Source organism: Burkholderia sp. BCC0044, assembly GCF_902832955.1.
Lineage (GTDB): Bacteria > Pseudomonadota > Gammaproteobacteria > Burkholderiales > Burkholderiaceae > Burkholderia.
The window spans coordinates 1,102,416-1,127,922 of sequence record NZ_CADFDO010000002.1 but is presented as its reverse complement, the minus strand read 5'-3'; the positions used below and the strand labels follow the sequence as shown (position 1 = coordinate 1,127,922).

Below are 25,507 nucleotides of genomic sequence, written 5' to 3'. Positions count from 1 at the left end.
CGGGCACGTCATAGGGTGATTTCGCGTAGGGCGATGCGTACAACGTGTCGCTGCGCCATACGTCGTCGGCCGGTGTATTGGCTACCTGCGCGCGATGCGGACGCGCTGGGACGAGCGGCCGGCGCAACGTGCTGCGGGCGCGCGCGTCGGGCTGAACGGCGGCGTTCGCGGCGGGACGCGTGAACGCCGGCGCTGCATCCGCGGACGCGGGCGCGGCAGGTTCGGCGGCCGCCTTTGCGACAGCGGATTGCGCCGAACGTTGTGTCGGCACCGGGCCCGGTAGCGTCGACGACGCAAAAGGCGGTGTGTCGGCGGGTGTGCCGGACAGCGTCTGCGCACCGGCGGCACAGGCAAAGCCGGCCGACACGATGCAGACGAATGACGAAAGCGAAGAAGAGAAGTTCATGACGAATCGTACGGAATGACGTGCGGTGAAGAGGGCGGTGCGGCAATGCAATGCGAGCCGCGCTGGGCAAGCGTAATGCCGGAATTCGCCGCGTTCGGCGGGTTACCGCACAGTTTTGGAAGGACATCATGTCAATCACCACGCAACCGGAATCGACGCTCGGCACGCCGAGGCCACGCAGGGCCGTCGCCCGTCGCGCACCGTGGCAGTCGCGCATGGCGATCGCGGCGGCCGCGTGCGTACTGAGCGCATGCGCGCTGTCGCCCGGCATGACGTACCACCCACCGGCCGAGCGTGACGCGAATGCGCACGTGAGCGCCGACGCATCGAGCTCGGGCGGCCTCGACGGCGTGCAGAACGTGTCGAGCGCGGATCTGATCGAGATCACGCCGGCATTCGTCGCGCAGCACCATGCGGGGCGGCCGGCCAACGTCGACGCGGAAATCCGCCAGCTGTTCGGCAAGCCGATGCCGTACACGATCGGCCCCGGCGATGTGCTGGGCATCGTCGTATGGGACCACCCCGAATTGAACTTGCCGACGACGCAGACGATCGGCGGCGGCGACGGGGTCGGCGCCAGTTCGGTCGCGACGGGCTACACGGTCGACGCGAACGGCAACGTGCAGTTCGCGTATGCGGGCCTCGTTCACGTGGCCGGGTTGACCGAGGCGCAGGCAGGCGCGCTGCTGACGAAGCGGCTCGGCGAGTACGTGCGCAAGCCGCAGCTCGCGCTGCGTGTGCAGAGCTACCGCAGCAAGCGTGTCTATCTCGACGGCGAGGTGCGTACGCCGGGCCTGCAGATCGTCAACGACATGCCGATGACGCTGCCCGAGGCGATCGACCGCGCCGGCGGTTTCACCCCGACGGCAGACCGCTCGCAGGTTTCGGTGACGCGCGGTGACCGGACCGTGAACGTGAGCCTGCCCGCGCTGATCGCGGCGGGCGTGAATCCGTCGAACATCCTGTTGCGCGACGGCGATCTCGTGCGCGTGCGCGCGGCGAGCGACGCGAAGGTGTTCGTGCTCGGCGAGGTGTCGCGGCCCGCGACGCTGACGTTGACCGACGGCCGGATGAGCCTCGGCGAAGCGCTCGGCGACACGGGCGGCGTGAGTCAGTACACGTCTGACGCGCGCCAGGTGTTCGTCGTGCGCCGCGGCCCGGACAATCGTCCGCGGGTGTACCACCTCGACGGCAGTTCGCCCGCGTCGTTCGCGCTCGCCGACCAGTTTCCGCTCGAGCGGCGAGACGTCGTGTTCGTCGACGCGTCGTCGCTGGTGCGCTGGAGCCGCGTCGTGAACCTGCTGATTCCGTCGTCCGCGCAAGGGGCGCTGACGGCGAAGGCCATTTCGCCGTGATGCCCGCGGCGGATTTCGTGACCGCGACCGTGCGTCGCGCCATACGGGACTGATGTTGTATGAACACTTCGACCCTGCCTGACCCGCACAGCGGGCGCATTCTGCGGCCGTCCTATCCGGTGCGCCGCTACTGGGGCATGCTGTATGGCGGCCGGCGCCTGATTCTTTGCACGGCGCTCGCGGGCGCGTTCGTCGGCGGCCTGTACGCGCTGTGCGCGGCCCCCGTCTACCGCTCCGACATCCTGTTCCAGGTCGAGCAAAGCCAGACCGATTCGAAGCAGACGTCACCACCTGGCGATCCGTCGTCGGTGTTCGATCTGAAGACGGATGCATCGACCGAGATCGAGGTGCTGAAATCCCGCGCGGTGCTCGACCGCGCGATCGACAGCACCAACCTCGCACTCGACGTGCGGCCGCATTACCTGCCGCTGATCGGGTGGCGGTTCGTGAGCGCGGCTGACGGGCTGTCGTCGCCGTTGCCGGGTGGATACGTATACGGCACCGAGCGCATCGACGTGCCGACCTTCGACGTGCCGAAACGTCTGCTTGGCAAGCGCTTCGCGCTGTCCGTCGGCGATGACGGCGCCTATACGCTGCAGCGCACCGGCATCTTCGGCCGGAAAGGGCCGATATGGCAGGGCCGTATCGGCCAGCCGCTGCACATCGAGACGCCTGACGGGCCGATCGACGTGTTCGTGCGCGACGTGGCCGGCAAGCCCGGCGCACGCTTCGACCTGACGCGTTACAGCGACGAGGAGGCGACCACGTGGCTGCAGAAGAACGCGCTGATCTCCGAGCGCGGCAAGCAGTCGAACATGGTTGGCGTGACGCTCGACGGCACCGATCCCGTGCACGACAGTCGCGTGCTGAACGCGATCGGCGACGCGTATCTGGCGCAGAACACGCAACGCAAGTCCGAGGCGGCCGACAAGCTGATCCGCTACATGGATGGCCAGTTGCCGCAGCTGAAGGCGCAACTGGAAGCGGCCGAAAACCGCTTCAACGCATTCCGCGCATCGCATGGGACCGTCAACACGAGCGACGAAGCGCTGGCATTGCGTCAACAGGCGGTCGACATCGAGACGCGCGTGCAGACGCTGCAGCAGCGGCGCGAGGAACTGATGACGCGCTTCATGCCGAAGCATCCGGCCGTCGTGGCCGTCGATGCGCAGCTCGCGGATGCGCAGCGTTCGCTCGACACGACGCGCAAGCAGATCCAGCAGTTGCCGACCGTGGAGCAAGGCGTGCTGCAACTGCAGCGTGACGTGGCCGTCGACACCGCGCTGTACACGAACCTGCTCAATACGCGCCAGCAGATGATCCTCGCGCGTGCCAGCAAGACGGGCACCGTGCGGATCGTCGATACGGCGAAGGTCGCCGAGCAGCCGATCGGTCCGCATCGCGCGGTTGCGGCAGTGGGCTTGCTGATGGTAGGCCTGTTGGCGGGCGCGGCGATCGTGATCGCCCGGCAGCGCGTCGTCGGCACGATCCGCGACGCGGAGGAAATCGAATGGGCGACGGGGCTGCCCGTGTTCGCGACGGTCCCGCACAGTGCGGTCGCGGCGGCAGCGGAACTGCGGCCAAAGGCGGGCCGGCCCGGTCCGCGCATGTCGATCGCGCCGGTCGACGCGCAGGACGCCGCGCTCGAAAGCCTGCGCAGTCTCCGCGCGTCGCTGCAATTGTCGATGCCGGCCGCATCGAATCCCGTCGTGTTGATCTCCGGGCCGACGACGGGCGTCGGCAAGTCGTTCGTTGCCGCGAATATCGCATCGCTCGTCGGTGCCGCGAAACGGCGGGTCCTGCTGATCGATGCCGATCTGCGCAAGGGTTCGCTGCACGACCGGTTCCGCTATAGCCGCGCGCCGGGGCTGTCGGACGTGGTGGCGGGCACTCACGCGCTCGACGAGGCAATCAAGCGCGGCATCACACCAGGCCTCGATTTCATCGCGATGGGCAACGTCGTTTCCGATCCGGGCGAACTGCTGCTGCAGCCCGCGCTCGCCCGACTGATCGAGCAGGTCGCGTCGCGCTACGACATGGTCGTGCTCGACGGCCCGCCGTTGCTGCCGGTCGCCGATGCGCTGGTGCTCGGGCGTCTGGCGGGCACGGTGTTCCTCGTCGCGCGTAGCGGCGTGACGACGCTGACGGAGCTCGACGAAAGCGCGCGGCGGCTCGAGCACGCGCATATCGACGTGCGCGGCGTGATCCTCAACGATTACACCGGCGTGCCCGGACGGTACGACTACGGCTACGCGGATGCGAATACGCATCAGGCCGCGTCCGGATACGCCGGAGCGATGGCGCAGCGGCAAAGAATGGAACGCGCGTCATGAACTGGCGGGCGGGCGGGGCAGGAGGCGGGCCGCGGGAGCGGCCGGTGACGCGGCGCAGGATGGCGCGCATGCGCGATCAAGCCGACGGTTATACGGGCTATTGGTGGGAGGATCCGGCCCGGCTCGTGTTGATGTTCATCCTGCCGCTGTATGGCCTGCTTTCGCTCAGCCTGCTCGGCGACCAGAAATCGATTGCACGGATCTATTTCGACGGCTACTACGCGTTTGTCGGCGCATTGTTCCTGATCGTGCTGACGATGACGGCGTGGCTCGCGACGGCCGAGGTTCGGACGCGGCGCGGGCCGCCTCCCGCCGCGGTGGAGCTGTCGCCTCGCGTGCTCGATTTCGTGTTCGCGCTTGCGCTGTTCGGTTATGTCTTGTTGCTGAGCGGCATCCTCTTGCATCCGGCGCTCCTGGTCGCGTTCGTGCGAGGCGAGGCGAATGCATACGACATGCTTGAACTGAAAGGGCGCATTACGGGCCTCAGCACGTTCACGCAGGCCACCGCACCGTTCGTCGTGCTGTATTTCTATGTGTTCAGGACGCCGGTAAAGGGACTGAATCGCTACAAGATCTATTTCGCCGTGCTTGCGGTGCTGACGCTGTTGCGCAGCTTCGTCTTCGCGGAACGGCTTGCACTGATCGAGATGGTGATGCCGCTTGCGCTCATGGTCGTGCGGTTCCGGCTCGGCGGCAGATATGCTCGTCTGCTGACGCTTGGTCCTTATGCGGCGATCCCGTTGCTGTTCGGCCTGTTCATCGCGAACGAGTACAACCGGTCGTGGGAAGCCTATTACGTCAATATCTACGACAACCTGTTCGATTTTGCGCTCGAGCGGCTCGGCCTGTATTACTCGACCTCATTGAACAACGGCGCGGGAATCGTGAGTGTGCTGGGCTGGAACCAGGGCCACCCGATGTTCACGTTCGACTGGCTGCTGCGCTTCCCCGTCATCGGTGCGACGTTGCAGCCGTGGCTCGACTCGGGTGACAGCATCAACCTGTTCCTGAACAGCTATGCCGACCCCGAGTTCAACAACCCGTCGGGAATTTTCGTCCACTTCTACGAGTGGGGATGGTTCGGTTTGTTCGATGCGATCATGCTCGGCTGGGCGGTTGGTCGAAGCTATGCGGGCTGGCGGACCGGGAACGGGTTCTGGTGCTGCATCCATGCGGTGCTGTTCGTCTCGGTCATGGAAATCATGCGAACGCCGAACCTGTTCAGCGGACGGAATTTCGTGCCGGTCGTACTGTTGATCGTCGTGTTCCGCTGGTTTGCCAAGACACCGGCGGGTGTCGCGCCCGACACCCGCGTCACGCGCATCGATCCTCTGTTGTCGCGATAGAAGTGATGGACGCGCGGGACGGGGCATGCCGCGCCGAATCGACATCATCGAGTCGCTTGATCATTTCCCCGTTGCCGCTACCTTCCATGACTACTCAAAAACAGAAATTCGAAATCCTGGATGGATTGCGCGGCATCGCTGCAATCAGCGTGATGTTCATGCATTTCCTGCAGGATCTGCCGATTCCGATACTGCAGAGTGCCTATCTTTCGGTAGACATCTTTTTCATGTTGAGCGGATTCATCCTGACGTACTCTTACGGAGAAAGATTGCGCCAGGGAGCGTGGCAGGACGCCTATCTGAAGCGACGCGTGATTCGTCTGTATCCGATGATATGCATCGGGATGACGATAGGGGTGGTGAGCCTCGTCGTCATGCGCATTCATTCGTCGGCGGCGTTTTCGTTGGGCAACCTGGCGGCAGCCACCGGCCAGAATTATTTTGCCGTTCCGTATCTCGGCCGTTTTCCGGTATCCGGATTTGCCGGCGCCGCGAATCACAGCTTGCCGGGCGTCAACGATCCCGGTGTGTTTCCGCTGAATCCGCCGGCGTGGTCGCTGTTCTTCGAGTTGGTCGCGAGCGTTGCGCTGATCGCTGCAGTCAGGATGAGCGAGCGGAGCCTCCTGAGGCTGGCATACGCATGCTTCGGCGCTTTCGTCGTGTACGGCGTGCTCGTGGGCTTCGACAACGGCAAGGTCTCGGTCATTCTCAATCAGGGCTGGTCGGCCGACAATTTCATGGGCGGATTCTTCAGGGTCGGCTACGGGTTCCTGCTGGGCGTTGCGATTGGAAAGATGTACGACGCCAATCTCCCGGCGAAACCGCATTGGTTCGTCGCCGGACTCGTCAAGAACGACTACATGCTGTTTGTCGCCTTCGTGCTGGTCGTTGCGTTTCCGACGTCGATCAAGGGCACGTATTCGGCGGCGATCCTGCTGTTCGTCGCACCCGCGCTGGTCTATCGCGGTGCCATGCTCGCACCGAGCGGCAAGACGATTGCCCGGATCAGCGCGTTCCTCGGCTGGATCTCGTATCCGCTTTACTGTGTGCACTATCCGATCGGCAGGCTGGTGTTCACCTATGCGCCCCAGGCAGAGATCCACGTTGTCAGGACGGCGATGTTTGCCGCGTTGCTGTCGATCGTGGCCGCCGCCGGCCTCGCGAAATTCATCGAGGAACCCATCCGGTCGTATCTGGGCACGCGCTTGTTCGGCAATGGCCGGATCGCGACCGGCAGCGCGATCGGCGCAGGATAAGCCGCGCGGCTGGCGGAGCACGCCGGCGTTCGTTGCGGCGCCAGCGTGCCATGAAACGCTACAGCGTTTCGAAGATCTCCGTCATCATCTCGGCACTTCGGCTCCAGCGGTATTTCTCCGCGTGCAGGCGGCCTTTGAGCTTGAGCTCTGCCCTGAGCTCGGCGGAATCGAGCACGGTTCGCAATTGCTGCGCGATGTCGTCCTGCGAATACGGATCGCAGTACAGCGCAGCATCGGCGCAGACTTCCGGCAGCGCCGCGGATTGGCCGACGACGACCGGGCAGCCGTAGCGCATCGCTTCGAGCGGCGGTATCCCGAAGCCTTCGTAGATCGACGGATAAAGGAAGCACGCGGCGTTCTGATACAGCGCCTTCAATTGCTCGTCGCTGATGTAGCCGACGTACTTGATGTTAGGTTCTGCTGCCGAGACATGCCCCTGCTTGCCGAACACGGTGGTGTTCTGCATCCCGACGATGACGAGATCGACCGCAGGATCGTCGATCTGCCGGAATGCCGCGATCAGCCGGGCGAAATTCTTGGTCGGATTCATGCTGCTGACGGCGAGTACGAAACGGTCCGGTGTCAGCCCATGCTTGTCGAGCACGCTCGTGTCCGGCTCCAGTGCATCGAGATGATCCGCGCCGAGCGGCACGACGCGGATTTTCTCGGGGGGCACGCCACAGTGGTGAGCGAGGCGATCCCGTGAGAAGCGGGAATTGGTCAGCACGCACACGGACGTGCGGGCGAGGATCCAGAACATGACGCGGTACCACATGCGAAACGTCCTGGAAAAATGCGCCGGTGTGTCGAACACGGCTGCATCGTGCATGTAGATGATCTGGTTGCCGATGAAGATGGACGCCGAATTGCCGAGATTGACGATACGGCCGCGGCGGGCGAAGAGAGGCAGCACCAGCTGTTCCCAGACCACGCCCTTGTAAAAACCGATCTTGACCGTCGTCGCGCCGCTCACCGCGACGGCAGGTTGAGGAGGCACGAGGACGGTCACGGGATCATGCGGGCGAACCTTGATCAACGCGGCGATCAGCTCGCGTGCGACGCGCTGCACCCCAGTCGTCTTCTGCGTCGTGAAGCGGCCGTTATAGACGAGTTGTTGCGGTTTCTTGAAAGCGGACATGTCAGTCATTGAATGGCGAAATCGAAATCAGGCTTTGACGTGATCCGCGGCAACCGGCTCGAAGTCGCGAGTGTCGACGAGCGGCTCGTCGGTGCCCAGTCCGTAAAGCGCATGCCATTGCCGGAAGATCGCGCTCATCGAAAACCGCTGAATGGCGCGATTTCGCGCGGCCTGGCCCATCTGCTCGCGAAGCTGACGGTCGTCGCGCAGCGTGATCAGGTACCCGACCATCTCGTCGGCGGTTGACGCGACGTAGCCCGTCACGCCGTGAATCACGACGTCGCGATTGCCGACGACGTCCGTCACCACGGCCGGGATCCCGGCAACCTGCGCCTCGATCAGCGCGACCGGCATGCCCTCCCAGCGGGAGGTCTGGACGTAGATGTCCAGTTCCGACGTGAGCGCGAGCGCACGCTCGCGGGTCACCCAGCCGCTGCACGCGACGGCCTCGCGCCGAGCGGAATCGGGGATCTCCGCCTCGTTGCCGCCGATCCAGAGAAACTCGACGTCGGAGCCGTGCAGCTTGTCTGCGAGTTGCACGAATGCTTCGTGATTCTTCTGGAACGACGCGCGACCGCTCATCCCGATGACGACTTTTCGGTCGTTGCGCGTTCGGCGGGGCGGAATCTCCGCGACGTTGACACCGTTTTCCACCAGCACCGCCGATTTCGCCTGGACTTTTCCGTTGATCTCGCCGAGCTCGCTGCCCGAGCACGCGACAATGGTCCCGCCGATGCGCGCCGCAATGCGCTCGAAGCTTAGATACGCGAACTGCTTCATGCGCGACACGTCGCAACGCAGGAATGACAGACCGTGCGGCGAGTAAAGGACCGTCGCATTCGGCGCGGCAATCCGGGCGGCGATGCGGCCCAGCACGCCGGCCTTCGACGAGTGCAGATGAATCGCGGTCGGCCTGCATTCACGCAGGTTCCGGACCAGCGCCCGCAAGCTACGCAGATCCTGCGGGACGTTGACCTCGCGCACCATGTCGACGTAGACGAGCTTCACGTCGGGTCGGAACAGCTTCGGGAAATCGCTCGGAGTTTCCGGCCGGATCGAGTGAAGTACCGTCACGTCGACACCGGCCGCGGCGGCATGGTTGGCGAGATAGGTCAGCATCGACAGCACGCCGCCGCCGAACGCCTCGGCAATATGAACGATCTTTTCTTTGGTCATCTCTGGGTCTGTCGATTCGATCGCACTGTTCGTTGCTCAGCGCGACGATGGGGGCGGCGTATCGTCAAGTCGCAAGCGGGTGGAGCAAACCAGACGTCATGTGTATTACGCATTCCTGATTGATGAATGCGGGTTCGTCGCGGACATTGCTTCCCGTCTGCCGTAGTCGGTTGCGCGATCACGTCACGCAGCCGCGAATGTTGACGGTCACGCGTACATCAACTGGTCCGGACCATTGTGCAGCGCGTGCTGAATGCACTGGGTGCGATGGCTAACCGAACAAGCGTTTCGACTGGCTCAGTCGCGATCGGGCTGCGTTCATTGCACGTCGGCGCGTCGGGCAGGCAGCTTGCGAACGCGGGCGAGGGGATTGGACAGGTAGCGGATCGCGCGATTGCTCAGCGCGGACGACGGCAGCAGACATGCGAGCGACAGCGCGGCGACGGCCGCCTTCTTGGCCGGACGCCAGAACGGATTGCGCAGCACGGTGTGCCAGTAGCGTCCCGATTCGCACAGGAACCAGTGCCAGCGCCGGGCCAACGGCGCGCGATAGAGTGTGCTCGCGAAGTGTGCCTTTTCGATCGCGAAGTCGAGCGGGACGATCGGTAGCGCTTCCTGCAACCGCGTGCCCGCGAGCGTGCGCAGGATGGACCAGCGGCGTTCTGCCTTCTGTGCGCCGGTGGCCGCGTCTTCCGAATTGGCGAGTGCGAGTGCGGTGCCGTCGCCCGCGCTTGTGTTCGACTGCTGGTGCACGCGATAGCCGCCGAGCGTCGCGTCGATCATGTGGACGGCACCGAGCAGCGCGATGCCGTAGATCGCGTAGAAATCGGCGCCATGCCGATTGTCGGCGGTAACGGGCACCGGAAAGATGCGCTTCAGCGCGGCGACCCGATACGCATTGCCCGATGCAGGCGGCGACGGGTACAGCCAGCCCGCCCGCAGCAGGCGGCCGCAATCCGTATCGACTGCCGACTGCGGCACGCTCGCGCCGGTCCGCGCACCGTCGTGCGCGATCACGTCGAGCCGGAAATGTACCTTCACGAAATCGCCGGATGCGAACGCGGCGAGCACGCGTTCCGCAGCGTCCGCATAGAGCAGGTCGTCCGCGTCGAGCAGGATGACGTAGCGCGACGTGACGTGCTCCAGCGCACGGTTGTACGCGGCAACCTGACCTCGATTCTCCTGGAACACCGCTGTCACGCGCTCACCGTACGAACGAATGATGTCGCGTGAATCGTCGGTCGACCCGTCGTCGACGATCAGCACGCGGACATCGTGCACGGTCTGGGCGAGCGCCGAGTCGATCGCGTCGCGCAGGTACGTACCGTGGTTGTAGTTGCAGATTGCGATGGTCAGGTCGTTCATGTGCGGAAATCGGTCGAGCAGCGCGCGGCAATCGTGGTCATGATACGGATCGCCTGGCAGCGCACAGTTCGCGAGCCTACCGTTCGCGATTCGCGTCGCGCGGTGGAATATTGGGTGGTCGACGCGGTGCTGGATCGATTGGTCTGATGACGCACCGAAGCCGGTTGGGGCCAGTGATCTAATCAACGTCGGAGCGTCGGCGCCTTCGTCGGCGCTGCGAGCGGGCCAAGCGATCTGCGCGTCAGCGCGTACGGTTCGACGCGCACAAAGGCTTACCAGGGAAACGATTCGATATGCATGGATCGCAACGCCAATCGTTCATATACAGCGTGATCGCCGGCATGTGCATGGCGGGCGCACTGTCGTGGCCGGAACTCGCCGTGCCCGCTACCGCCGCGGCCGCGGCTCCTGCGTCCATACCGGACGCGTACGTGCGTCCGGACCCCGTCGCGGCAGATCAGGGCGACGCGTTGCAACGTGCGCTCGACGCGCTGCGGCCGGGGCAGCGGCTCGTATTCGCACCGGGGCGCTATGTCGTCGGCCGCTCGCTCATCGTGCGGCAGGCGCGTGTGGTGCTCTCTGGCTTCGGCGCGACGCTGATCGCCAATGCTCCGAACGATCAGACGATCGAGCTGCGCGGCGACGGTACGACGCTCGTCGGGTTCCGGCTCACGGGAACCGGCACGACGCGTCTCACGACGCCGGAGTCGACGAAGATCGAGGTAACGGGCCGCGACGTGCAGGTGCTCGACAACATCGTCGACGGCGGCGCAAGCGCCGGCATTTTCGTGTTCGGCGGTGCGAATGTCGCGATCGTCGGCAATGAGGTGCTGTCGACGCTGGCGGACGGTATTCACATGACGCACGGCTCGCACAACGTGCTGGTACAGGGCAACGTCGTGCGTGGAACCGGCGACGACATGATCGCCGTGGTGAGTTACCAGGCGGAGGGCGTGCTGACCCGCAACGTGATGATTGCCGGCAACTCGCTGGAAGGCAACCCGTGGGGCCGTGGCATCACCGTCGTCGGCGGTGCGGACGTTACGATTTCGGACAACATTGTGCGCAACGTACAGGTCAGCGCCGGGATTCTCGTCGCGCAGGAAGACAGTAACCGCACTGCCGGGTCGTCGGACGTCCGGATCGAGCGCAACGTGATTGCCGATATCCAGACGGCGACAGGCCGGCCCGATTCGCGGCCGCTCACGCAGCAGGCGGCGATCGAGGTCAGCACGTGGTCCGGTTCGGTGTCGCGGGTGACCGTGACCGGCAACCGCGTGTCGAATGCGCGATTCGACGGCATTCGGTTGTGGGGCAACGTGTCGAACATACGGCTGGCGGACAATCAGTTGTCCGGGATCGGCGGCATGCCGGTGCGGGTCGGGGCTGGACCGGATTGCGCAGCCGGTTCGCCCACGGGTCATTCTGCGAACAGTCAGGCAAGGGGCGTTCCGTGTGCGAGCGCGGCCCAGTCTCGGCCGGGCGCGCCCGACGCGCTCGGCGCCGATACGTCGCTGCTGCCGCGCGTGCGCGAATCCCTCAGACGGCCGCGCTGGTCGCAACGCGGCATCGATTGATCGAGCGGTGCGCGGCCTGCGCGCCTTCGGCACCGCACGGCGAGCGCGCCGGAGCGATTCGCACGCACCTGTCGAACGGCATCGCGTTCTTCCGCTTCCTCCAGAGGCCCGTCCGGTTAGCCTGATTCTCCGGCCGGGAGCGGTATGACGGGCGTTGGCAGCGCGGAAGTTGTCCCTGACGGTGGCTGAGCAGTCTCGACGACCGCCCGCCCATACTGATCATCGAACCGCACGATATCGTCCTCGCCGAGATAGTTACCCGATTGCACCTCGATGATTTCGAGTGGAATCCGCCCAGGATTCTCGAGTCGATGCACTTCGCCGACCGCGATATACGTCGATTCGTTCTCGCACAGCAGGAACGTCTCGTTGCCGCGCGTCACCTTCGCGGTGCCGTGCACGACGATCCAGTGCTCGGCGCGGTGATAGTGCATCTGCAGCGACAGCCGCCTGCCGGGTTCGACGACGATCCGCTTCACCTGGAAGCGCTCGCCGAGATCGATCGAATCGTAATGGCCCCACGGCCGCTGCACCTTGCGGTGCTCGCTCGCCTGCGGGCGCTGGTCGGTCTTCAGGCGCGCGACGATGTTCTTCACGCGCTGCACGTCGTGCTTGTTCGCGACCAGCACCGCATCGGCCGTCTCGATCACGACGACGTCCTTCATCCCGACGCACGCGACGAGACGGCCCTCCGAACGCACGAGGCTGTCCTGCGTATCCTCGAACACGATCGGCCCGCGCGCGACGTTGCCCTGATCGTCCTTCGGCATGATTTCCCAGATCGCGTCCCACGTGCCGACGTCCGACCAGCCGGCCGCGAGCGGCACCACGATGCCTTCGATGCCGAGTTCGCCGTGTTGCGCGAGGCGCTCCATCACCGCATAGTCGATCGAATCCGACGGGCACGCGTCGAAGGCCGCCGCATCGATCCGGAAAAACGGATCGTCGGCGACGCCCGCGCGCCACGCGGCCTCGCACGCGGCATGGATGTCCGGCGCGAGCGCGCCGATCGCCTTCAACCAGACCGAGGCGCGCGTGACGAAGATCCCGCTGTTCCACCAGTAATCGCCCGATTGCAGATAGCGTTCGGCGAGCGTCGCATCGGGTTTTTCGACGAAGCGCCCGATCGCGTAGCCGCCCTGGCTGCCGTGGTGGCCCGAGCGCGGCTCGCCGACCTGGATGTAGCCGTAGCCCGTCTCCGCGCGGCGCGGCAGCACGCCGAGCGTGACGATCGCGCCTTCCTGCGCATAGCGCGCCGCACGGGCGATCGCGTCCTGGAACGCGCCGACGTCGACGATCACGTGATCGGCCGGCATCACGGCGAGCACCGGATCGTCCGCGAGCGCGCTCGCGTCGAGCGCGGCCAGCGTCAGCGCGGGCGCGGTGTTGCGCGCGGCCGGCTCCAGCAGGATGCGCGCGGGCGCCGAGCGGCCGTGCACCTGCTCGGCGCTCATGAAGCGATGCTGTTCGCCGCAGACGAGCAGCAGCGTGTCGCCGAGCGACGCGTTCGCGATGCCGTTCAGGCGGCGCGCCGTCGCCGACAGCGGCGACTCGTTCGAGACCAGCTCGATCAGCTGCTTCGGATACTGCTCGCGCGACAGCGGCCACAGCCGCGTGCCGGAGCCGCCGGCGAGAATCACCGGCAGGATGCTCGGCAGATCGGGTTCGGGAACCGGACGAAGGGTGGGGGTCATCGGTTCGCTCCGGTATCGGCGGGTAGCCGGGTGCGAGCGCGGCCGTCGGCGCGCGTGTCGTCATTGCGCGAGACGGAAACGGCGCGCGACAGCAGGTGACGCAGCGCGCCGGCCGCACGGTCGGCCGACCGTACCAGGCCGACGAACGGCGCACCCTGTTCGAGATACGGGCCGTAGGCCTTGCGGAATCCGAACTGTTTGTAGAACGCCTGACGCGGTTCGGGGACGTGCGTGCGCACCGCGGTGTCCGGCCATGCGGCCTGCGCGGCGGTGAGCGCGCGTTCCATCAAGCGTTCGAGCGTGTCGTCGTCGCGGCAGCTTTCGCTCGTCAGCACCTTGTCGATCACGACGTCCGGATCGATGTCGTCGCCGGGCAGGATGCGCGCGTAGGCCGCGACCTCCGTGGTGTCGCCGTTGCGCACGCTCGCATAGACGTGCAGCGCGCCCGCGTCCTTGCCGTCGATGTCGAGATGCGTGTGCGCGTCCTCGACCACCAGCACGGCGTTGCGCGCGCGCAGGATTGCATAGAGATCGACGGCGCTCAGATGTTCGAATTCACAACAATGCCATTCCATGATGCTGTCCTCGCGTGATGCCTTCGGCACGCCGTGCCGCACGGACGCGATCGTTCCGTGCGGCGCGGCGATCTTCATCATCCGGATGCGTGGTGCAGCGGTCTGTTCGAAAGCGTACTCACGACTCCGGATTCGCACGCGCGGCGCGGGATACGAGGCGATGCGCGTGCCACCGGGCGTCGCAATGTGCGGCAGCACACACCGGCGCGGCCGGTGCTTTTTCATAATGGATTCATCGTGGCGGCCGGCAGCGAAGCACGGCCGGCCGACATCGCACGCGGATAACGCAACGGGGGAGGGCATGAAGATTGCGATCGTCTCGGCGCAGCGGTTGCGCACGTCGCTGACCGGTACGCTGCCGCCCGTGCGCATGCACGGAGCGCCGCTGCAACCTGCCGTTGCGTCTGCATCCGGCCGAACCGCGCGGGCTGCCCGGTCGAGTGAGATGGCCGCCATGCTGCACCGCGGGACGCGCGCGCCGGGCCGGCGAATTCCGGGCCGGGTGGCGGCGATTCGCCGAAAAGCGCCGGCGTGGCGCAATGCCGTTGATTACGACGTGTTTACGACGTGTAACGGCTGGACGGGCCGCGCGCGGGCGCCATGCGATGCGGTTGACCGGTGGCACGCGCGATTATGTGGCGCGAGAAACACGGTGCCGCCGCTTTTGGGGGATTTCGATGGAAATCGCGGGCAATCGACGGTATCAATCTTGCAGAAAAGTAGTATTTGCCACTGATTGACGGGAATGGTCATAGATAATCAAATCTCAGTGGTCAAAAGGGCGCGGCGCGGAACGGCCGGCTGCGTAACCGACTGATTCACGTTTATCTTTTGGTAACAAGGCCAACTCGAAACGGGGTGTAGATTCAGGTGCGGACGAAATGGGGCGGTCAATCCGGGCGCGGTTTGGCAGCCCTCCGGTTCAGCATCGGGCGCGACTGTCGTGTACGACGCGACGCACATGTGGACGGAGTTTCCGTTTGCCGACGTGCCCCGCCTGACGGCGGGTCGCTTCAAAGCCGGAATATCGTGGCTCCCGTAGTCGCGCATTCCGTTCGAGTTCGATGACAACGAGGCCGGATGACATTCGGCTCGACCTCCGGGGGTTCTAGCCGTGTGCAGTTTCGATCTTCGCCAAGGCTGCGGAAACGCAGCGCGGAAAGGCGGCCATGCGCCGCCGGCCGCAGCGCACGCGAACGGTTCGCGGAGTGCAGAAAGTGATGGTTCGTTATGAATATGCCAATAACGCGCGATAAGAGCGCCGGCGCGGGGAACGGTAACGGGCAGCGTCCGCTGATTTACTGGACGCAGTCGCCGTCCGTGATGCTGCGAAAGGAATTGTCGCGCCGCGACTGGAAAGTGTCGGTCGTCGCGCATGCGAACGAGTTGCGTGACACGTCCGGCGAAATTACCTGCGGCATTCTCGACTTGAGCGGCGGCCACGCCGATGCGATCGGCAGCATCGCGTCGACCTGCGCGTCGATGCGCGACGTCGTCTGGGTGGCGCTCGTGGATGTCGGCCAGACCGCGTCGCCGAACGTGCGGGCGCTGTTGCGCGACTACTGCTTCGACTACGTCACGCTGCCGGCGTCGCACCAGCGGATCGCCGATACGGTCGGCCATGCCTACGGCATGGAATGCCTGTTCGCGCGCGATCGCGAACAGCTCGAATCGGAGGAAAAGGGCATCGTCGGCACCTGCAGCGCGATGCTGCGGCTGTTCGATACGGTGCGGCGTTTCGCGCGCACCGACGCACCGGTGTTCGTGTTCGGTGAAACGGGAACCGGCAAGGAACTCACGGCCGTCGCGATCCACCGTCATTCGGAGCGGCGCAACGGCCCGTTCGTCGCGGTCAACTGCGGCGCGATTCCGCCGCATCTGTTGCAATCCGAACTGTTCGGCTACGAGCGCGGTGCGTTTACCGGCGCGAACGCGCGCAAGATCGGCTACGTCGAGGCCGCGAACGGCGGCACGCTGCTGCTCGACGAAATCGGCGACCTGCCGCACGAAAGCCAGGCGAGCCTGCTGCGATTTCTGCAGGAACGTTCGATTCATCGTCTTGGCGGAAGCGATCCGGTGCCGGTCGATGTCCGGATCGTGTCGGCGACGCACGTCGACCTGCGCGATGCGATGGAGGAAGGGCGGTTTCGCGCCGACCTGTTCCACCGGCTGTGCGTGATGCGCATCGACCAGCCGCCGCTGCGCGCGCGCGGCAAGGACATCGAATTGCTCGCGCACCACATGCTCGAACGCTTCCGCGGCGATGCGCGCCATCGCGTGCGCGGGTTCTCGACGGATGCGATCACCGCGCTCTACAAGCACGACTGGCCGGGCAATGTCCGCGAGCTGATCAACCGCGTGCGCCGTGCGGTCGTGATGACGGAGGGGCGCCTGATCACCGCGCAGGATCTCGAGCTCGAATACTGTCTCGATGCGGCGTCGCCGTCGGTGGCCGACATCCGCAAGTCGATCGAGCGCGAGGCGATCGAAACCGCGTTGTTGCGGACGCGCGGGCGCGTCGCCGCTTCCGCGCGCGAGCTCGGCGTGTCGCGCGCGACGCTGTACCGCTGGATGGAGGCGTACGGCATCGAGCGACCGCGCGGGACGGGCTCGTCCGATTGATACAGGGCGGCACGACGCGCGCGGGGGCCGCGCGCGTCGTGTCAGCCGGCCTGCGTGGCGCGCACCGCGCGCGCGGCGTTCACGGCCCGGATTTCCACCGAGGGCGCGACGTTGTCGTCGGCCGCCGCAGGCTTCCCGTCAAGCCGTATCGGCGTGAGCGCGATGCGCGCCGGCGTGCCGGGCGCGAGATGGAACCAGTCGTCGCTCGGCATGAAGCCCGGCGCGTCGATCTGCACGTGGCGGGCGACGTGTCGCGTGTCGATGTCGACGTGCCAGGTCTCGCCGGTGCGCGATACACATGCCTCGATCCCCGGTTCGCGACGCGCCAGCACGGCTGGATGCGTGCGGGACGGAAAATGGAACGCCTGCGACAGCAGCGTGCCGTCGTCGGCGCGTAAGGTCGCGACGACCGTATCGTGTTCGCAGGGGCCGAAACGGTACGCGTAGGTCCAGTCGAAGAAGCGGCCGAGCAGCTCGGCCGAGCCGAGCCGCACCGTGTCGTGCGCGGCAATCCGCACCGGGCAGCCGGCCCGTGCGACCGGCGTGCGGCCGTCGCGCAGCGCGACCAGCTCGACCGCGGCGGACAGCGGAGCCGGGCGCTCGTTGACCACGTGCACGTCGAGCCCGTTCAGGCCTTCGTCGACGAGCAGCACCTGGATCGGCTGCAGCACCTGACGCAGCGCATACCATGCCGATTTCGGCCGGTGCACGGCGTCGATCACGCCCCATCCGGCGCCCGGCATCACGTCCTGGAACTGCCACACGAGCGCGCCGGCGCAACGCGAGCCGGCACGTCGCCATTCGGAAAACGTCTCGCGCATCACGTCCGCGATCACCGCCCGCGACAGCTCGACATAGCGCGCCGGATCCTCGCGCCGCAGCCGGTCGGGCGCGACGTCGTACAGCGTCTGCAGATAGTGGTCGCGGACATCGTCGAAATCCCACGACGTGCCGGGGTCGCGCGGCACGGCCGCCTTCCAGCGCGGCTCGTGCACGCCGGGCCAGCCGAGCGCCGCGAGCGTCGCATCGCACGGCACGTTCGCGAACGCGAGGCATTCGCTCGCAAAACGCACGTCCGCGCGGCGCGCGTCGTCGAGCGGACGCAGGTACGCGCCGACGCCGTAGTAGTGCGACACGCGTTCGCGCGGCGTGAACGGCAGCACGCCGCCGTCGGGCGAATCGGGCACGTACGGGACATCGGGGCGGTGCGCGGCCGCGTGGCCGGCCAGCCGGTCGGCCGTCAGATCGAGGAAGCGCTGCTTCGGCCCGAGCCCCGACATCGCGGCCTGTTGCGCGATCTCGCTGCCGCCGCACAGCACCGCAAGCGACGGCGAAGCGCCGTGACGCGAGAGGAACTGGCCCGCTTCGCGATCGACGTTGGCCGCGAACGCGGGGTCGTCGAGCGCGTAATCGAAGTTCGCGAAACTGAAATCCTGCCAGACCAGCAGCCCCAGCCGGTCGCACCAGGCGTGGAACGCGTCGGCCTCGTAGGTCATCGTGCCGCCGACGCGGATCATGTTGAAGCCGGCGTCGCGCGCGAGCGCGAGCAGGCGGCCGTAGGTCGCGTCGTCCGCGTGCAGCGCGAGCGGCGCGGCGCTGCTCCAGCATGCGCCGCGCGCGAACACGGGCACGCCGTTGATGAGCAGCCCGAAACCCTTGCCGTCGGCGCCGGAATCGATGTCGATCGTACGGAAACCCGTCGAGCCGAGCGGCCGGCGCGCATCGCCGATATGCAGCACGATCTCGTAGAGCGCGGGTTCGCCGTGCGTATGCGGCCACCAGCGGCGCACGTTCGGTATCGCGACGCTCGTGCGCAGCCGGTCGGCGCCGGCCCGTTCGAGCGTCGCGTGATGTTCGCCGCACGACAGCCGCGCCGCGAACGTGTCGGGCAGCGGCGAGGCGAACGTCAGTTCCGCGTCGAGCCAGCCCGTGTCGCCTTCGACGCGGGCATTCAGTTTGCAATCGGCCACAACGGGCCCGTCGGCCGGATCCAGCACGTCGACGGGCCGCCACGGGCCGGTGGGCACGTACGGCGGAAACCAGCCCGGCATGTGCCCGAACAGCGACGTGCGGATCGTGCGCAGCGCGGCCGGCTCGGCGAGCCGCGTGCGCCAGCGCGCACGGCGCGGCGCGCGCGCGTCGCGCAGGTGCGGCGCGAGCGCGCGGAAACAGACGGTCAGCCGGTGCGTGCCGTCGAGCGACACGGGCACGTCATGCGCGACGAACATGCTGTCCGAGCGGTGGATCGGCGTGTCGTCGAGCCAGGCCTCGGCGAGCGTCGCGAGGCCGTGAAAGCGCAGGATGCGCGGCCCGCGCCCGCGCAGTTCGAGCTGGTACCAGTGGTCGCGCTCGTCGAGCGACGCGGCTTCGTCGAGCCGGCCGGCCAGCGCGAGCGCCTGCGCGACCGTGCCGGGCACCGGCGCCGCGATCCAGCCGCCATGGTCGGCGGGGAGGTCGCGCGGTTCCCGCACGGCGCCCGCCGCCGTCGCACGCATCGACCACGCGGGCAGGGTGCGGGCGCGTGTCACCGCATGACCGGCACGGGCGCCGGGTCGGCGCGCACGGGCGTCACGTGGCGCAGCGGCGCACCGATCTGTCGCGCGCACGCGACGAGGTCGGCGTACGCGGCGCCGATCGCCTCGAGCGTCGAATCGCCGCGTTCTTCCTTGCCGCGTGCGCACGCGCGCGCGAGCCGGAATTCGAGCACCATCGCTTCGGACGCGATGCGATCGCACGCGGCGCGGATCTCGGCGAACGGCCCGATGCAGCCGCTCGCCTGCAGCCAGCGCGCATAGTGGCCGAACAGTTCGAAATTCGCGCCGAGCTGCCGCACCGAATTGAACGAGTACGCATGGAAGCGTTCGAGCGGCGCTTCGGCGAGGAGCGGTGCGTCGGTCTGCAACTGCCGGCGGAACGCCGCGATCGGATCGACGACCGGCAGGCGCCGCAGGTGGCGCTGCAACGCGGCGAGCGAGGCTTCGCACAGCGCGCGCTCGTCGAGCGGCGCAAAGCGTCGCTTCGCGCATTCGACGTACGGCGGCAGCGTCATCGGCGAACTGGCGCCGACGAGCCCGTTGTAGTCGAAATCCTCGGCGACGTAATAGCCGCTGTTGTGGAAGTAACCGATCTGGTGCTTCGCGCGGTCGATCGCGTCGATGCCGATCGTCGTCTTCGTGTGCTGCGTGCGGTAGCTGCTGCCGCGCGTATCGGGCAGGAACCACGCGTCGACCTCGACGATCATCAGGTGGCCGCGCGCGACCTGCGTTTCGATGTGCTGGTCGAGCGGTTCGTAGATCGAATGTTCCTGCACGACGATCCCATAGAGCCGCTCCAGCTCGTCGTGCGGAAACTTGAAGAACGTGAACTGGTCGCCCTCGAAATCGAGCGCGATCGTAAACGGCAGCGCCGCATACGGATTGAGGCCCCACCACCGGAGCACCTCGAGCCACATGTCGACGTAGCAGTTGGTCTGCTTCCAGACCATCTCCTGACTGTGCAGCGGGTGCGGCCGGTAGTGGCGCGCGCGGTGGCGCACGCCCTCGAACGACGCGTCTTCGCCGTCGCGGGAAACGAACCTCATCGCGCGCCCCACAGCACGTCGCGCACCTCGCTCGGCCATGCATCGATGTCGAAGCCGTGGTGGCGGAACAGCGCGAGCGTGAGCCGCTCGAGGCCGAAGCCGACGCAGCCCGTGTGCGCGACGTCGCCGGTCGCGGTGCGGATGTCCCACAGCAGCCCGAAATGGTCCATGTGGTAGTTGAAGCTCAGGCACGCGGTCTGTCGGTCGTCGTGCTCGATCGGAATCAGCAGCTCGAACTTCAGGTTCTGCTCGCGCTGGCTGTCCGCGACGATCTTGCCGCCGCGCCCGAAGAACGGGTCGTTCGCGAGATCGATCGCATTCGGCAGGCGCAGCGCTTCGATCATCCGCGTGCCGCGCTCGATCCACGTCTCGCGGAACGAGACGATCTGCTCGGGCGTGCCGATCCGCACGTACTCGCGCATCCGGAACAACTGCATGCGGGTCGGGTCGAGCGACGGCTCGTGACGGAAGCAGTACGAGAACACGTCGACGATCCGGCCGTCGGCGGGCAGCGCGCCGGCGCGCGCGACGACGGGATACACGGGGTAGCACGCGGCCGGCGTCATCACGACGTAGGTCGGTTTCTGGTTTTCGGTCCAGTCGTCGCCGCGATCGAGGCATTGCAGCACGCGCTGATGCTGGCGTTCGTCGCCGCAGAACGCATGCACGCTGCCCGCCAGTTGCGGGAAGCTCTTCATGTATTCGCTGCGTTCGAACTCGGTGCGGCTCATCGCCGGCGGGAAGCGCAGCACTTCGGCCTGCTGGTCGGCGCCGATGCGCGTGACGAACGCGTCGAGCGCTTCGACCACGCGCTCGAATCGTTCGCTGCGGCCGAACAGGCCCTGGATGCCGGTCGACACCAGCAGGCCCGCGTCGATCAGCGCGTCGCGCAGCGGATTGACACCCGCGCGGTCGAGCGGTGCGTCGGCGGGAACGGAAGGGGCGGAGGGCACGGCGAGGCGATCGTTCACGTATGTTTCTCCAGCGTCGCGGGACGCAGCGCGAGCAACAGGCTCGCAGTGTTGGCGGCAATGCGGTCGTTGCTGATCATCAGCGGCGCCGCGTGCAGGTCGCGAATGTGGCGGCCGATGCTGAACGGCGTGCCTTGCTTGTAGCCGGCCATCCCGCAGATCATCATCGCCTGGTGCGCGACTTCGAGCGCGGTTGCCGACACGTAAGTCTTCAGCGTATTGATCTCGGCGGCCCAGGCCATGCCGGCCGACCACGAGCGGGCCGACGCGTTCGCGTGGAGGCGCAGCACGTTGTCGACGCGGGCCTGCATCGCCTGCATCAGCGCGAGCGATTCGGCGATGCGCCGCGCGGCGGGCGACGGTGCGCCGTCGGTCTGGCGCGCCTGCGCGCGGAAGAACTGGTGCGCGCGATGGAACGCGTCGCCGGCCACGCCGATCCACACCGCGGCCCACAGGATGTGCGAGACCGGCACCATCGTTTCCTCGGCGATCTTCGCGAACGGCACCGGCAGGCATTGCACGGCGGCGCCCTGCGCGTCGAGCACGAAGCCGTTGCTGCAGGTGCCGCGCATGCCGAGCGTGTCCCATTCGCCGCGGCGCGTGAGCGTATAGCCGTCGCGCAGCAGCGTGACGAGCACCTGCTCGGAAGCCGGCGCATCCGCGTCGCGTCGCGCGGTGGCGAGAATGCCGTCCGCGTAGTCGCCGTACGAGATCGTCGGCGCGGATTTGTGCAGCCGGAACCCGCCGCCGTCGGTTTCGAGCGCGCACTGGCTCGCGCGCAGGTTGCCGCCGACGCCGTCTTCCGACGTGGCCGATGCGAGCAGCCACTGGTGGCGCACGAGCTGCTGCAGGAACAGCTTGTGCCAGCCCTGGTCGGCGGCGTGGTTGACGATGCAGGCCACCTGGATCTGGTGCATCGCGAACACCATCGCCGACGACGCGCACGCCTGCCCGAGGATCGAGCAGGCCGACGCGATGTCTTCCAGCGACGCGCCAGCGCCGCCGAGGTGGGTCGGCACCATCGCGCCGAGCAGGCGGCGCGCGCGCATCGCCTCGATCGCCTCGACGGGGCAGCGCGCGTCGCGATCGACCGCATCGGCATGCTGGGCGGCGATCTGTGCGACGGCATGCGCGGCCTCGTCGAGCCGATGCGAATCGCTGTCGGACGCGAGTTCGGGTAGCAGCGCGCTCATGCCGAGTGCTCGGTGCGTTGCAGCGTGGCGATCGTGTCCGCGAGTGCGTCGATGCTGCGGAACAGGTTGCGGTTCAGCATCTCGTCGGGAATCTCGATGTTGAACTGCTTTTCGATCGCGAGCATCAGCTGGATCGTATCGAGCGAGGAGAGGCCCGCTTCGTAGAGGTCGTCCCCGTCACCGATCGAGTCGATCGCGGCTTCGAGGTGGGCGACGTGCTTGAGGATGGATCTGATGTCGTTTTTCACGTGCTGCTCCGGCGTGCGTGGTGTCGTCTGCACGGGCAGACGCGCGATATGCGCTGACATCCCCCCGGCAGTCCGGCATCAGTAGACCATTGGCAGACACGGCGTTCTGTTCGCCACCCTACAAACAGCTGACCCGGCACGCAAGCGGCGCCGAGGCGCCGCTCCGGTCCGGCGCGCCGATCACGCGCGCGACGCGGCCGGCACGCCCGAGTCGGCCGACAGGATGCGCTTCATCTCGTCGCGCACGATCGCGCGGCAACCGCACGACATTTTTTCGAGGCCGTCGAGATCGGCGAGCTCGATCGAGCTGCGGTATTGCCGGATCAGGCCGAGCTTCTGGATTTCGCCGGCGGCGTCGGTGACCGTTTCGCGCCGCACGCCGAGCATTTGCGCGAGCATGCTGTGCGTCACCTGGATCTCGATGCTGCGCGTGCGGTCGAACGCGAGCAGGAACCATCTGCACAACTGATGTTTGAGCACGTGATGACGGCTGCAGAACGTGATCTGCGAGACCTGCGCCATCAGCAGCCGCACGCAGACGAACACGAGATGGCGGATCACCGGCGACGCATCGAACGCGGCCGCGAAGACGCGCCGGTCGAGCCGGTAGACGAAACCGTCGCGGCACGCGACCGCGCGGCAGGGCATCCGGCCGCTGCCGCCGATCACGTCGTCGCAGACCACGCTTTCGCTGCCGATCTCCGCCACTTCCAGCGTCATGCCGCCGGACGACACGTACTGCAGCGAAATCGCGGTCGTGACCGGCAGGTAGACCGCGGCGAGCATTTCGCCGGGTTCGCAGAGCACCTGCCCGGATTTCAGGTGAACGAGTTGCAGGTGGGGCTTCAGCGTGGCGAGTTCGTCGCGGTCGATCGCCGCGAGGAACCGGTTGGCGTCGAAGCTGTGGGACAGCTCGATCATGCCGTTCGCATGCGCGACGGCTTCGGCGGCCTGATGAGTCACGGCGCATCCTCGCAGGTTGGCGGTCGCGCGTCGTCTCGGCGAACCCCGGAACGGGATTTCGCACGATCGTGCGGACTTTGTTGATCAAAAAAACGGAAAGACGATACTCGCGAAAAAGGCTAGCACGCAATTGAATCCGGGCAATTCCACATTTTGCTATTTCACAATGTTTGACGGTTGCGATTGAGCGAAAACGTTATGTCGATTTAATGATTCCTTTCCACGGAATTAATCATCCGGAAATGGAATCGTGAGCTTGCTTGTCATTCTATGTCGACTTGGAATCAATCGGTCAACGTGGCGAATCGTACAGCGAACTTGGCAAGAATGCATTGAACATTATTTGACAAATAAATGGGGATCACCTGATTTTTCATTTAGATCAATAGGTTGCGTGGGATATGTGCGGTAACGGACAGAGTCCCGGATGAGTGTCCCGATTCAAATTTGAGACAGTTTGAAACGGGCGTGTGCGGTGCGGCGACCGCGCGAAATGCTGCGCCGCACATCACGGAAACAATTGAAAAACCGCTGTAAGTATTTGAACGATAAGCGTCGCAGCCGCCACGCATGCGTTCCGGTCCGACGCGGAGGAATTGATCAGTCGAATGCGCGCAGTGTCCGTCGCGCAGCGGAGTGTCCGGAAATGAGACGCTTTTTGGGATTGGGGGGCGGTTATTCGAGGGTTCTAAATCGGATGTGATTCATATATTAAGGACGGGCGGCTATTGGCACGTAAATCGCTTATTCGGGCTGGCGTGTCGAAACGGGGCAGTCGACTCAATTCGGCGTTGACAAGCCGATGATCAGTCGGATTCAGGGTTGTGGGCCGCAACCGCTGTCAATGTCCGGGCGCGCATCGCGATAACGAGTTCCGTGCTCGCTGCTGCAAGCGGCGCGGACGATAAAAGGGATACAGACATGCTTCATCTTCACTCGAGCTATTCGGCGAACGCCATTCTTGCTGCCCTCCCGGAGGACAGCATCCGCGCCATCGCACCGCATCTCGAACTGGTCAGGATCAAGGCCGGGATGCTCGACCGGGTCGGCGAACCGATGCGCCATCTGCATTTTCCGACGACGGCGATGATGTCGGTCCAGCATCTGATGGAGGACGGTGCGATGGTCGAGGTGGCGGTGGTCGGCCGCGAGGGCGTGGTGGGGCTGGGGACGCTGGTCGGCGGCATCGCCGCGTCGAACCGGGTCGAGGTGCGCATCGGCGGGATGGCCTATCGCGTGCCGAGTTGCGTGATGCGCGCCGAATTCGAGCGGTCGGCGCAGACCTACCGGCTGCTGCTCAACACCTGCCAGACGACGATGGCGCAGATCTCGCGCAGCGCGCTGTGCAACCGGCATCACTCGGTCAGCGAGCAACTCAGCCGCTGGCTGCTGCTCGCGCACGACCGGATCGACGGCGACGAGCTGGCCGTCACGCAGCAGACGATCGCGAACATGCTCGGCGTGCGGCGCGAGGGCGTGACGGAAGCGGCCGGCAACCTCCAGGAAGCCGGGCTGATCCGGCAACGCCGCGGCCGCATCACGGTGCTCGACCGCGAAGGCCTCGAACATCACGCGTGCGAATGCTACGACCTGATTCGTGCCGACTATCGCCGGTTGCTGGGCACGCGCGCGAATGCGAGGCCCGCGACGATTCGCCCGCGCATGCCGGAAGAGCGTTGCGGATTCCCCGCCCATGGTGCGTGACGATG

19 protein-coding genes are annotated in these 25,507 nt (G+C 66.1%); 8 read left to right on the top strand and 11 right to left on the bottom strand.

All coding sequences use genetic code 11. From position 1 onward, the window contains the following. Nucleotides 1-179 precede the first annotated feature (179 nt). From HWX14_RS13575 to HWX14_RS13555, 5 genes are all read left to right on the top strand, one after another. Nucleotides 180-425 (top strand): hypothetical protein, encoded by a 246-nt coding sequence (locus HWX14_RS13575; RefSeq protein WP_175883185.1) that lies wholly within the window; start codon nucleotides 180-182, stop codon nucleotides 423-425. Nucleotides 426-534: 109 nt separating this feature from the next. Further along, the gene (locus HWX14_RS13570; RefSeq protein WP_175883184.1) at nucleotides 535-1,761 is read left to right on the top strand and encodes a polysaccharide biosynthesis/export family protein; all 1,227 of its coding nucleotides are present in this window, start codon (nucleotides 535-537) and stop codon (nucleotides 1,759-1,761) included. 59 nt (nucleotides 1,762-1,820) lie between these two features. Continuing rightward, nucleotides 1,821-4,094, top strand: coding sequence for a polysaccharide biosynthesis tyrosine autokinase (locus tag HWX14_RS13565; RefSeq protein ID WP_175883183.1), 2,274 nt, complete (start codon nucleotides 1,821-1,823; stop codon nucleotides 4,092-4,094). After that, nucleotides 4,091-5,440, top strand: coding sequence for an oligosaccharide repeat unit polymerase (locus HWX14_RS13560; RefSeq protein ID WP_175883182.1), 1,350 nt, complete (start codon nucleotides 4,091-4,093; stop codon nucleotides 5,438-5,440). Before HWX14_RS13565 ends, HWX14_RS13560 begins: the two co-directional genes overlap by 4 nt. 86 nt (nucleotides 5,441-5,526) lie before the next feature. After that, the gene (locus HWX14_RS13555) at nucleotides 5,527-6,696 is read left to right on the top strand and encodes an acyltransferase (protein ID WP_175883181.1); all 1,170 of its coding nucleotides are present in this window, start codon (nucleotides 5,527-5,529) and stop codon (nucleotides 6,694-6,696) included. Between the two features lie 58 nt (nucleotides 6,697-6,754). On the opposite strand, the gene HWX14_RS13550 is transcribed toward HWX14_RS13555, so the two are convergent. The 3 genes from HWX14_RS13550 to HWX14_RS13540 form a co-directional block, all read right to left on the bottom strand. Continuing rightward, nucleotides 6,755-7,834: a glycosyltransferase family 1 protein gene (locus tag HWX14_RS13550; protein ID WP_175883578.1), complete on the bottom strand. Its 1,080-nt coding sequence runs from the start codon at nucleotides 7,832-7,834 to the stop codon at nucleotides 6,755-6,757. A 27-nt stretch (nucleotides 7,835-7,861) separates the two neighbouring features. Further along, on the bottom strand, nucleotides 7,862-9,010 hold the full coding sequence (locus HWX14_RS13545) for a glycosyltransferase (protein ID WP_175883180.1): 1,149 nt from the start codon (nucleotides 9,008-9,010) through the stop codon (nucleotides 7,862-7,864). Between the two features lie 318 nt (nucleotides 9,011-9,328). Beyond that, a complete protein-coding gene (locus tag HWX14_RS13540; RefSeq protein ID WP_175883179.1) occupies nucleotides 9,329-10,375 on the bottom strand; it encodes a glycosyltransferase family A protein in 1,047 nt (348 codons plus the stop codon). 293 nt (nucleotides 10,376-10,668) lie between these two features. Between HWX14_RS13540 and HWX14_RS13535 the strand changes: the two genes are divergently transcribed. Beyond that, nucleotides 10,669-11,952 (top strand): right-handed parallel beta-helix repeat-containing protein, encoded by a 1,284-nt coding sequence (locus HWX14_RS13535; RefSeq protein WP_175883178.1) that lies wholly within the window; start codon nucleotides 10,669-10,671, stop codon nucleotides 11,950-11,952. A 116-nt stretch (nucleotides 11,953-12,068) separates the two neighbouring features. On the opposite strand, the gene HWX14_RS13530 is transcribed toward HWX14_RS13535, so the two are convergent. Both HWX14_RS13530 and HWX14_RS13525 read right to left on the bottom strand, forming a co-directional pair. After that, a complete protein-coding gene (locus HWX14_RS13530; protein ID WP_175883177.1) occupies nucleotides 12,069-13,646 on the bottom strand; it encodes a mannose-1-phosphate guanylyltransferase/mannose-6-phosphate isomerase in 1,578 nt (525 codons plus the stop codon). After that, the gene (locus HWX14_RS13525; RefSeq protein WP_175883577.1) at nucleotides 13,643-14,221 is read right to left on the bottom strand and encodes a drug:proton antiporter; all 579 of its coding nucleotides are present in this window, start codon (nucleotides 14,219-14,221) and stop codon (nucleotides 13,643-13,645) included. Before HWX14_RS13525 ends, HWX14_RS13530 begins: the two co-directional genes overlap by 4 nt. A gap of 1,230 nt (nucleotides 14,222-15,451) precedes the next feature. On the opposite strand from HWX14_RS13525, the gene HWX14_RS13520 reads away from it, so the two are divergent. Continuing rightward, the gene (locus HWX14_RS13520) at nucleotides 15,452-16,843 is read left to right on the top strand and encodes a sigma-54 dependent transcriptional regulator (protein ID WP_174388432.1); all 1,392 of its coding nucleotides are present in this window, start codon (nucleotides 15,452-15,454) and stop codon (nucleotides 16,841-16,843) included. Nucleotides 16,844-16,884: 41 nt separating this feature from the next. Here HWX14_RS13520 and HWX14_RS13515 read toward each other — a convergent pair whose 3' ends face one another. The 6 genes from HWX14_RS13515 to HWX14_RS13490 form a co-directional block, all read right to left on the bottom strand. Then, on the bottom strand, nucleotides 16,885-19,371 hold the full coding sequence (locus HWX14_RS13515) for a glycoside hydrolase family 2 protein (protein WP_175883176.1): 2,487 nt from the start codon (nucleotides 19,369-19,371) through the stop codon (nucleotides 16,885-16,887). Further along, on the bottom strand, nucleotides 19,368-20,423 hold the full coding sequence (locus HWX14_RS13510; RefSeq protein WP_175883175.1) for a DUF1839 family protein: 1,056 nt from the start codon (nucleotides 20,421-20,423) through the stop codon (nucleotides 19,368-19,370). The genes HWX14_RS13515 and HWX14_RS13510 overlap by 4 nt, the downstream gene beginning before the upstream one ends. Beyond that, complete coding sequence (locus HWX14_RS13505; protein ID WP_175883174.1) at nucleotides 20,420-21,394, bottom strand: amino acid--[acyl-carrier-protein] ligase; 975 nt, start codon at nucleotides 21,392-21,394, stop codon at nucleotides 20,420-20,422. Before HWX14_RS13505 ends, HWX14_RS13510 begins: the two co-directional genes overlap by 4 nt. Beyond that, nucleotides 21,391-22,587, bottom strand: a complete 1,197-nt coding sequence (locus HWX14_RS13500; protein ID WP_175883173.1) for an acyl-CoA dehydrogenase family protein — start codon at nucleotides 22,585-22,587, stop codon at nucleotides 21,391-21,393. Before HWX14_RS13500 ends, HWX14_RS13505 begins: the two co-directional genes overlap by 4 nt. Continuing rightward, nucleotides 22,584-22,835: an acyl carrier protein gene (locus HWX14_RS13495; protein WP_175883172.1), complete on the bottom strand. Its 252-nt coding sequence runs from the start codon at nucleotides 22,833-22,835 to the stop codon at nucleotides 22,584-22,586. Before HWX14_RS13495 ends, HWX14_RS13500 begins: the two co-directional genes overlap by 4 nt. A gap of 180 nt (nucleotides 22,836-23,015) precedes the next feature. Further along, on the bottom strand, nucleotides 23,016-23,798 hold the full coding sequence (locus HWX14_RS13490; protein WP_175883171.1) for a Crp/Fnr family transcriptional regulator: 783 nt from the start codon (nucleotides 23,796-23,798) through the stop codon (nucleotides 23,016-23,018). A 921-nt stretch (nucleotides 23,799-24,719) separates the two neighbouring features. Here HWX14_RS13490 and HWX14_RS13485 point away from each other — a divergent pair. Continuing rightward, a complete protein-coding gene (locus HWX14_RS13485; RefSeq protein ID WP_175883170.1) occupies nucleotides 24,720-25,502 on the top strand; it encodes a Crp/Fnr family transcriptional regulator in 783 nt (260 codons plus the stop codon). Nucleotides 25,503-25,507: the final 5 nt, after the last annotated feature.

Excerpts from the sequence above, each read along its gene's own strand:
- HWX14_RS13500 (WP_175883173.1), bottom strand. The coding sequence starts at position 22,587 with ATGAGCGCGCTGCTACCCGAACTCGCGTCCGACAGCGATTCGCATCGG.
- HWX14_RS13485 (WP_175883170.1), top strand. The coding sequence starts at position 24,720 with ATGCTTCATCTTCACTCGAGCTATTCGGCGAACGCCATTCTTGCTGCC.
- HWX14_RS13535 (WP_175883178.1), top strand. The coding sequence starts at position 10,669 with ATGCATGGATCGCAACGCCAATCGTTCATATACAGCGTGATCGCCGGC.
- HWX14_RS13560 (WP_175883182.1), top strand. The coding sequence starts at position 4,091 with ATGAACTGGCGGGCGGGCGGGGCAGGAGGCGGGCCGCGGGAGCGGCCG.
- HWX14_RS13520 (WP_174388432.1), top strand. The coding sequence starts at position 15,452 with ATGAATATGCCAATAACGCGCGATAAGAGCGCCGGCGCGGGGAACGGT.
- HWX14_RS13545 (WP_175883180.1), bottom strand. The coding sequence starts at position 9,010 with ATGACCAAAGAAAAGATCGTTCATATTGCCGAGGCGTTCGGCGGCGGC.
- HWX14_RS13550 (WP_175883578.1), bottom strand. The coding sequence starts at position 7,834 with ATGTCCGCTTTCAAGAAACCGCAACAACTCGTCTATAACGGCCGCTTC.
- HWX14_RS13510 (WP_175883175.1), bottom strand. The coding sequence starts at position 20,423 with ATGAGGTTCGTTTCCCGCGACGGCGAAGACGCGTCGTTCGAGGGCGTG.
- HWX14_RS13565 (WP_175883183.1), top strand. The coding sequence starts at position 1,821 with ATGAACACTTCGACCCTGCCTGACCCGCACAGCGGGCGCATTCTGCGG.
- HWX14_RS13570 (WP_175883184.1), top strand. The coding sequence starts at position 535 with ATGTCAATCACCACGCAACCGGAATCGACGCTCGGCACGCCGAGGCCA.
- HWX14_RS13525 (WP_175883577.1), bottom strand. The coding sequence starts at position 14,221 with ATGGAATGGCATTGTTGTGAATTCGAACATCTGAGCGCCGTCGATCTC.
- HWX14_RS13530 (WP_175883177.1), bottom strand. The coding sequence starts at position 13,646 with ATGACCCCCACCCTTCGTCCGGTTCCCGAACCCGATCTGCCGAGCATC.
- HWX14_RS13540 (WP_175883179.1), bottom strand. The coding sequence starts at position 10,375 with ATGAACGACCTGACCATCGCAATCTGCAACTACAACCACGGTACGTAC.
- HWX14_RS13555 (WP_175883181.1), top strand. The coding sequence starts at position 5,527 with ATGACTACTCAAAAACAGAAATTCGAAATCCTGGATGGATTGCGCGGC.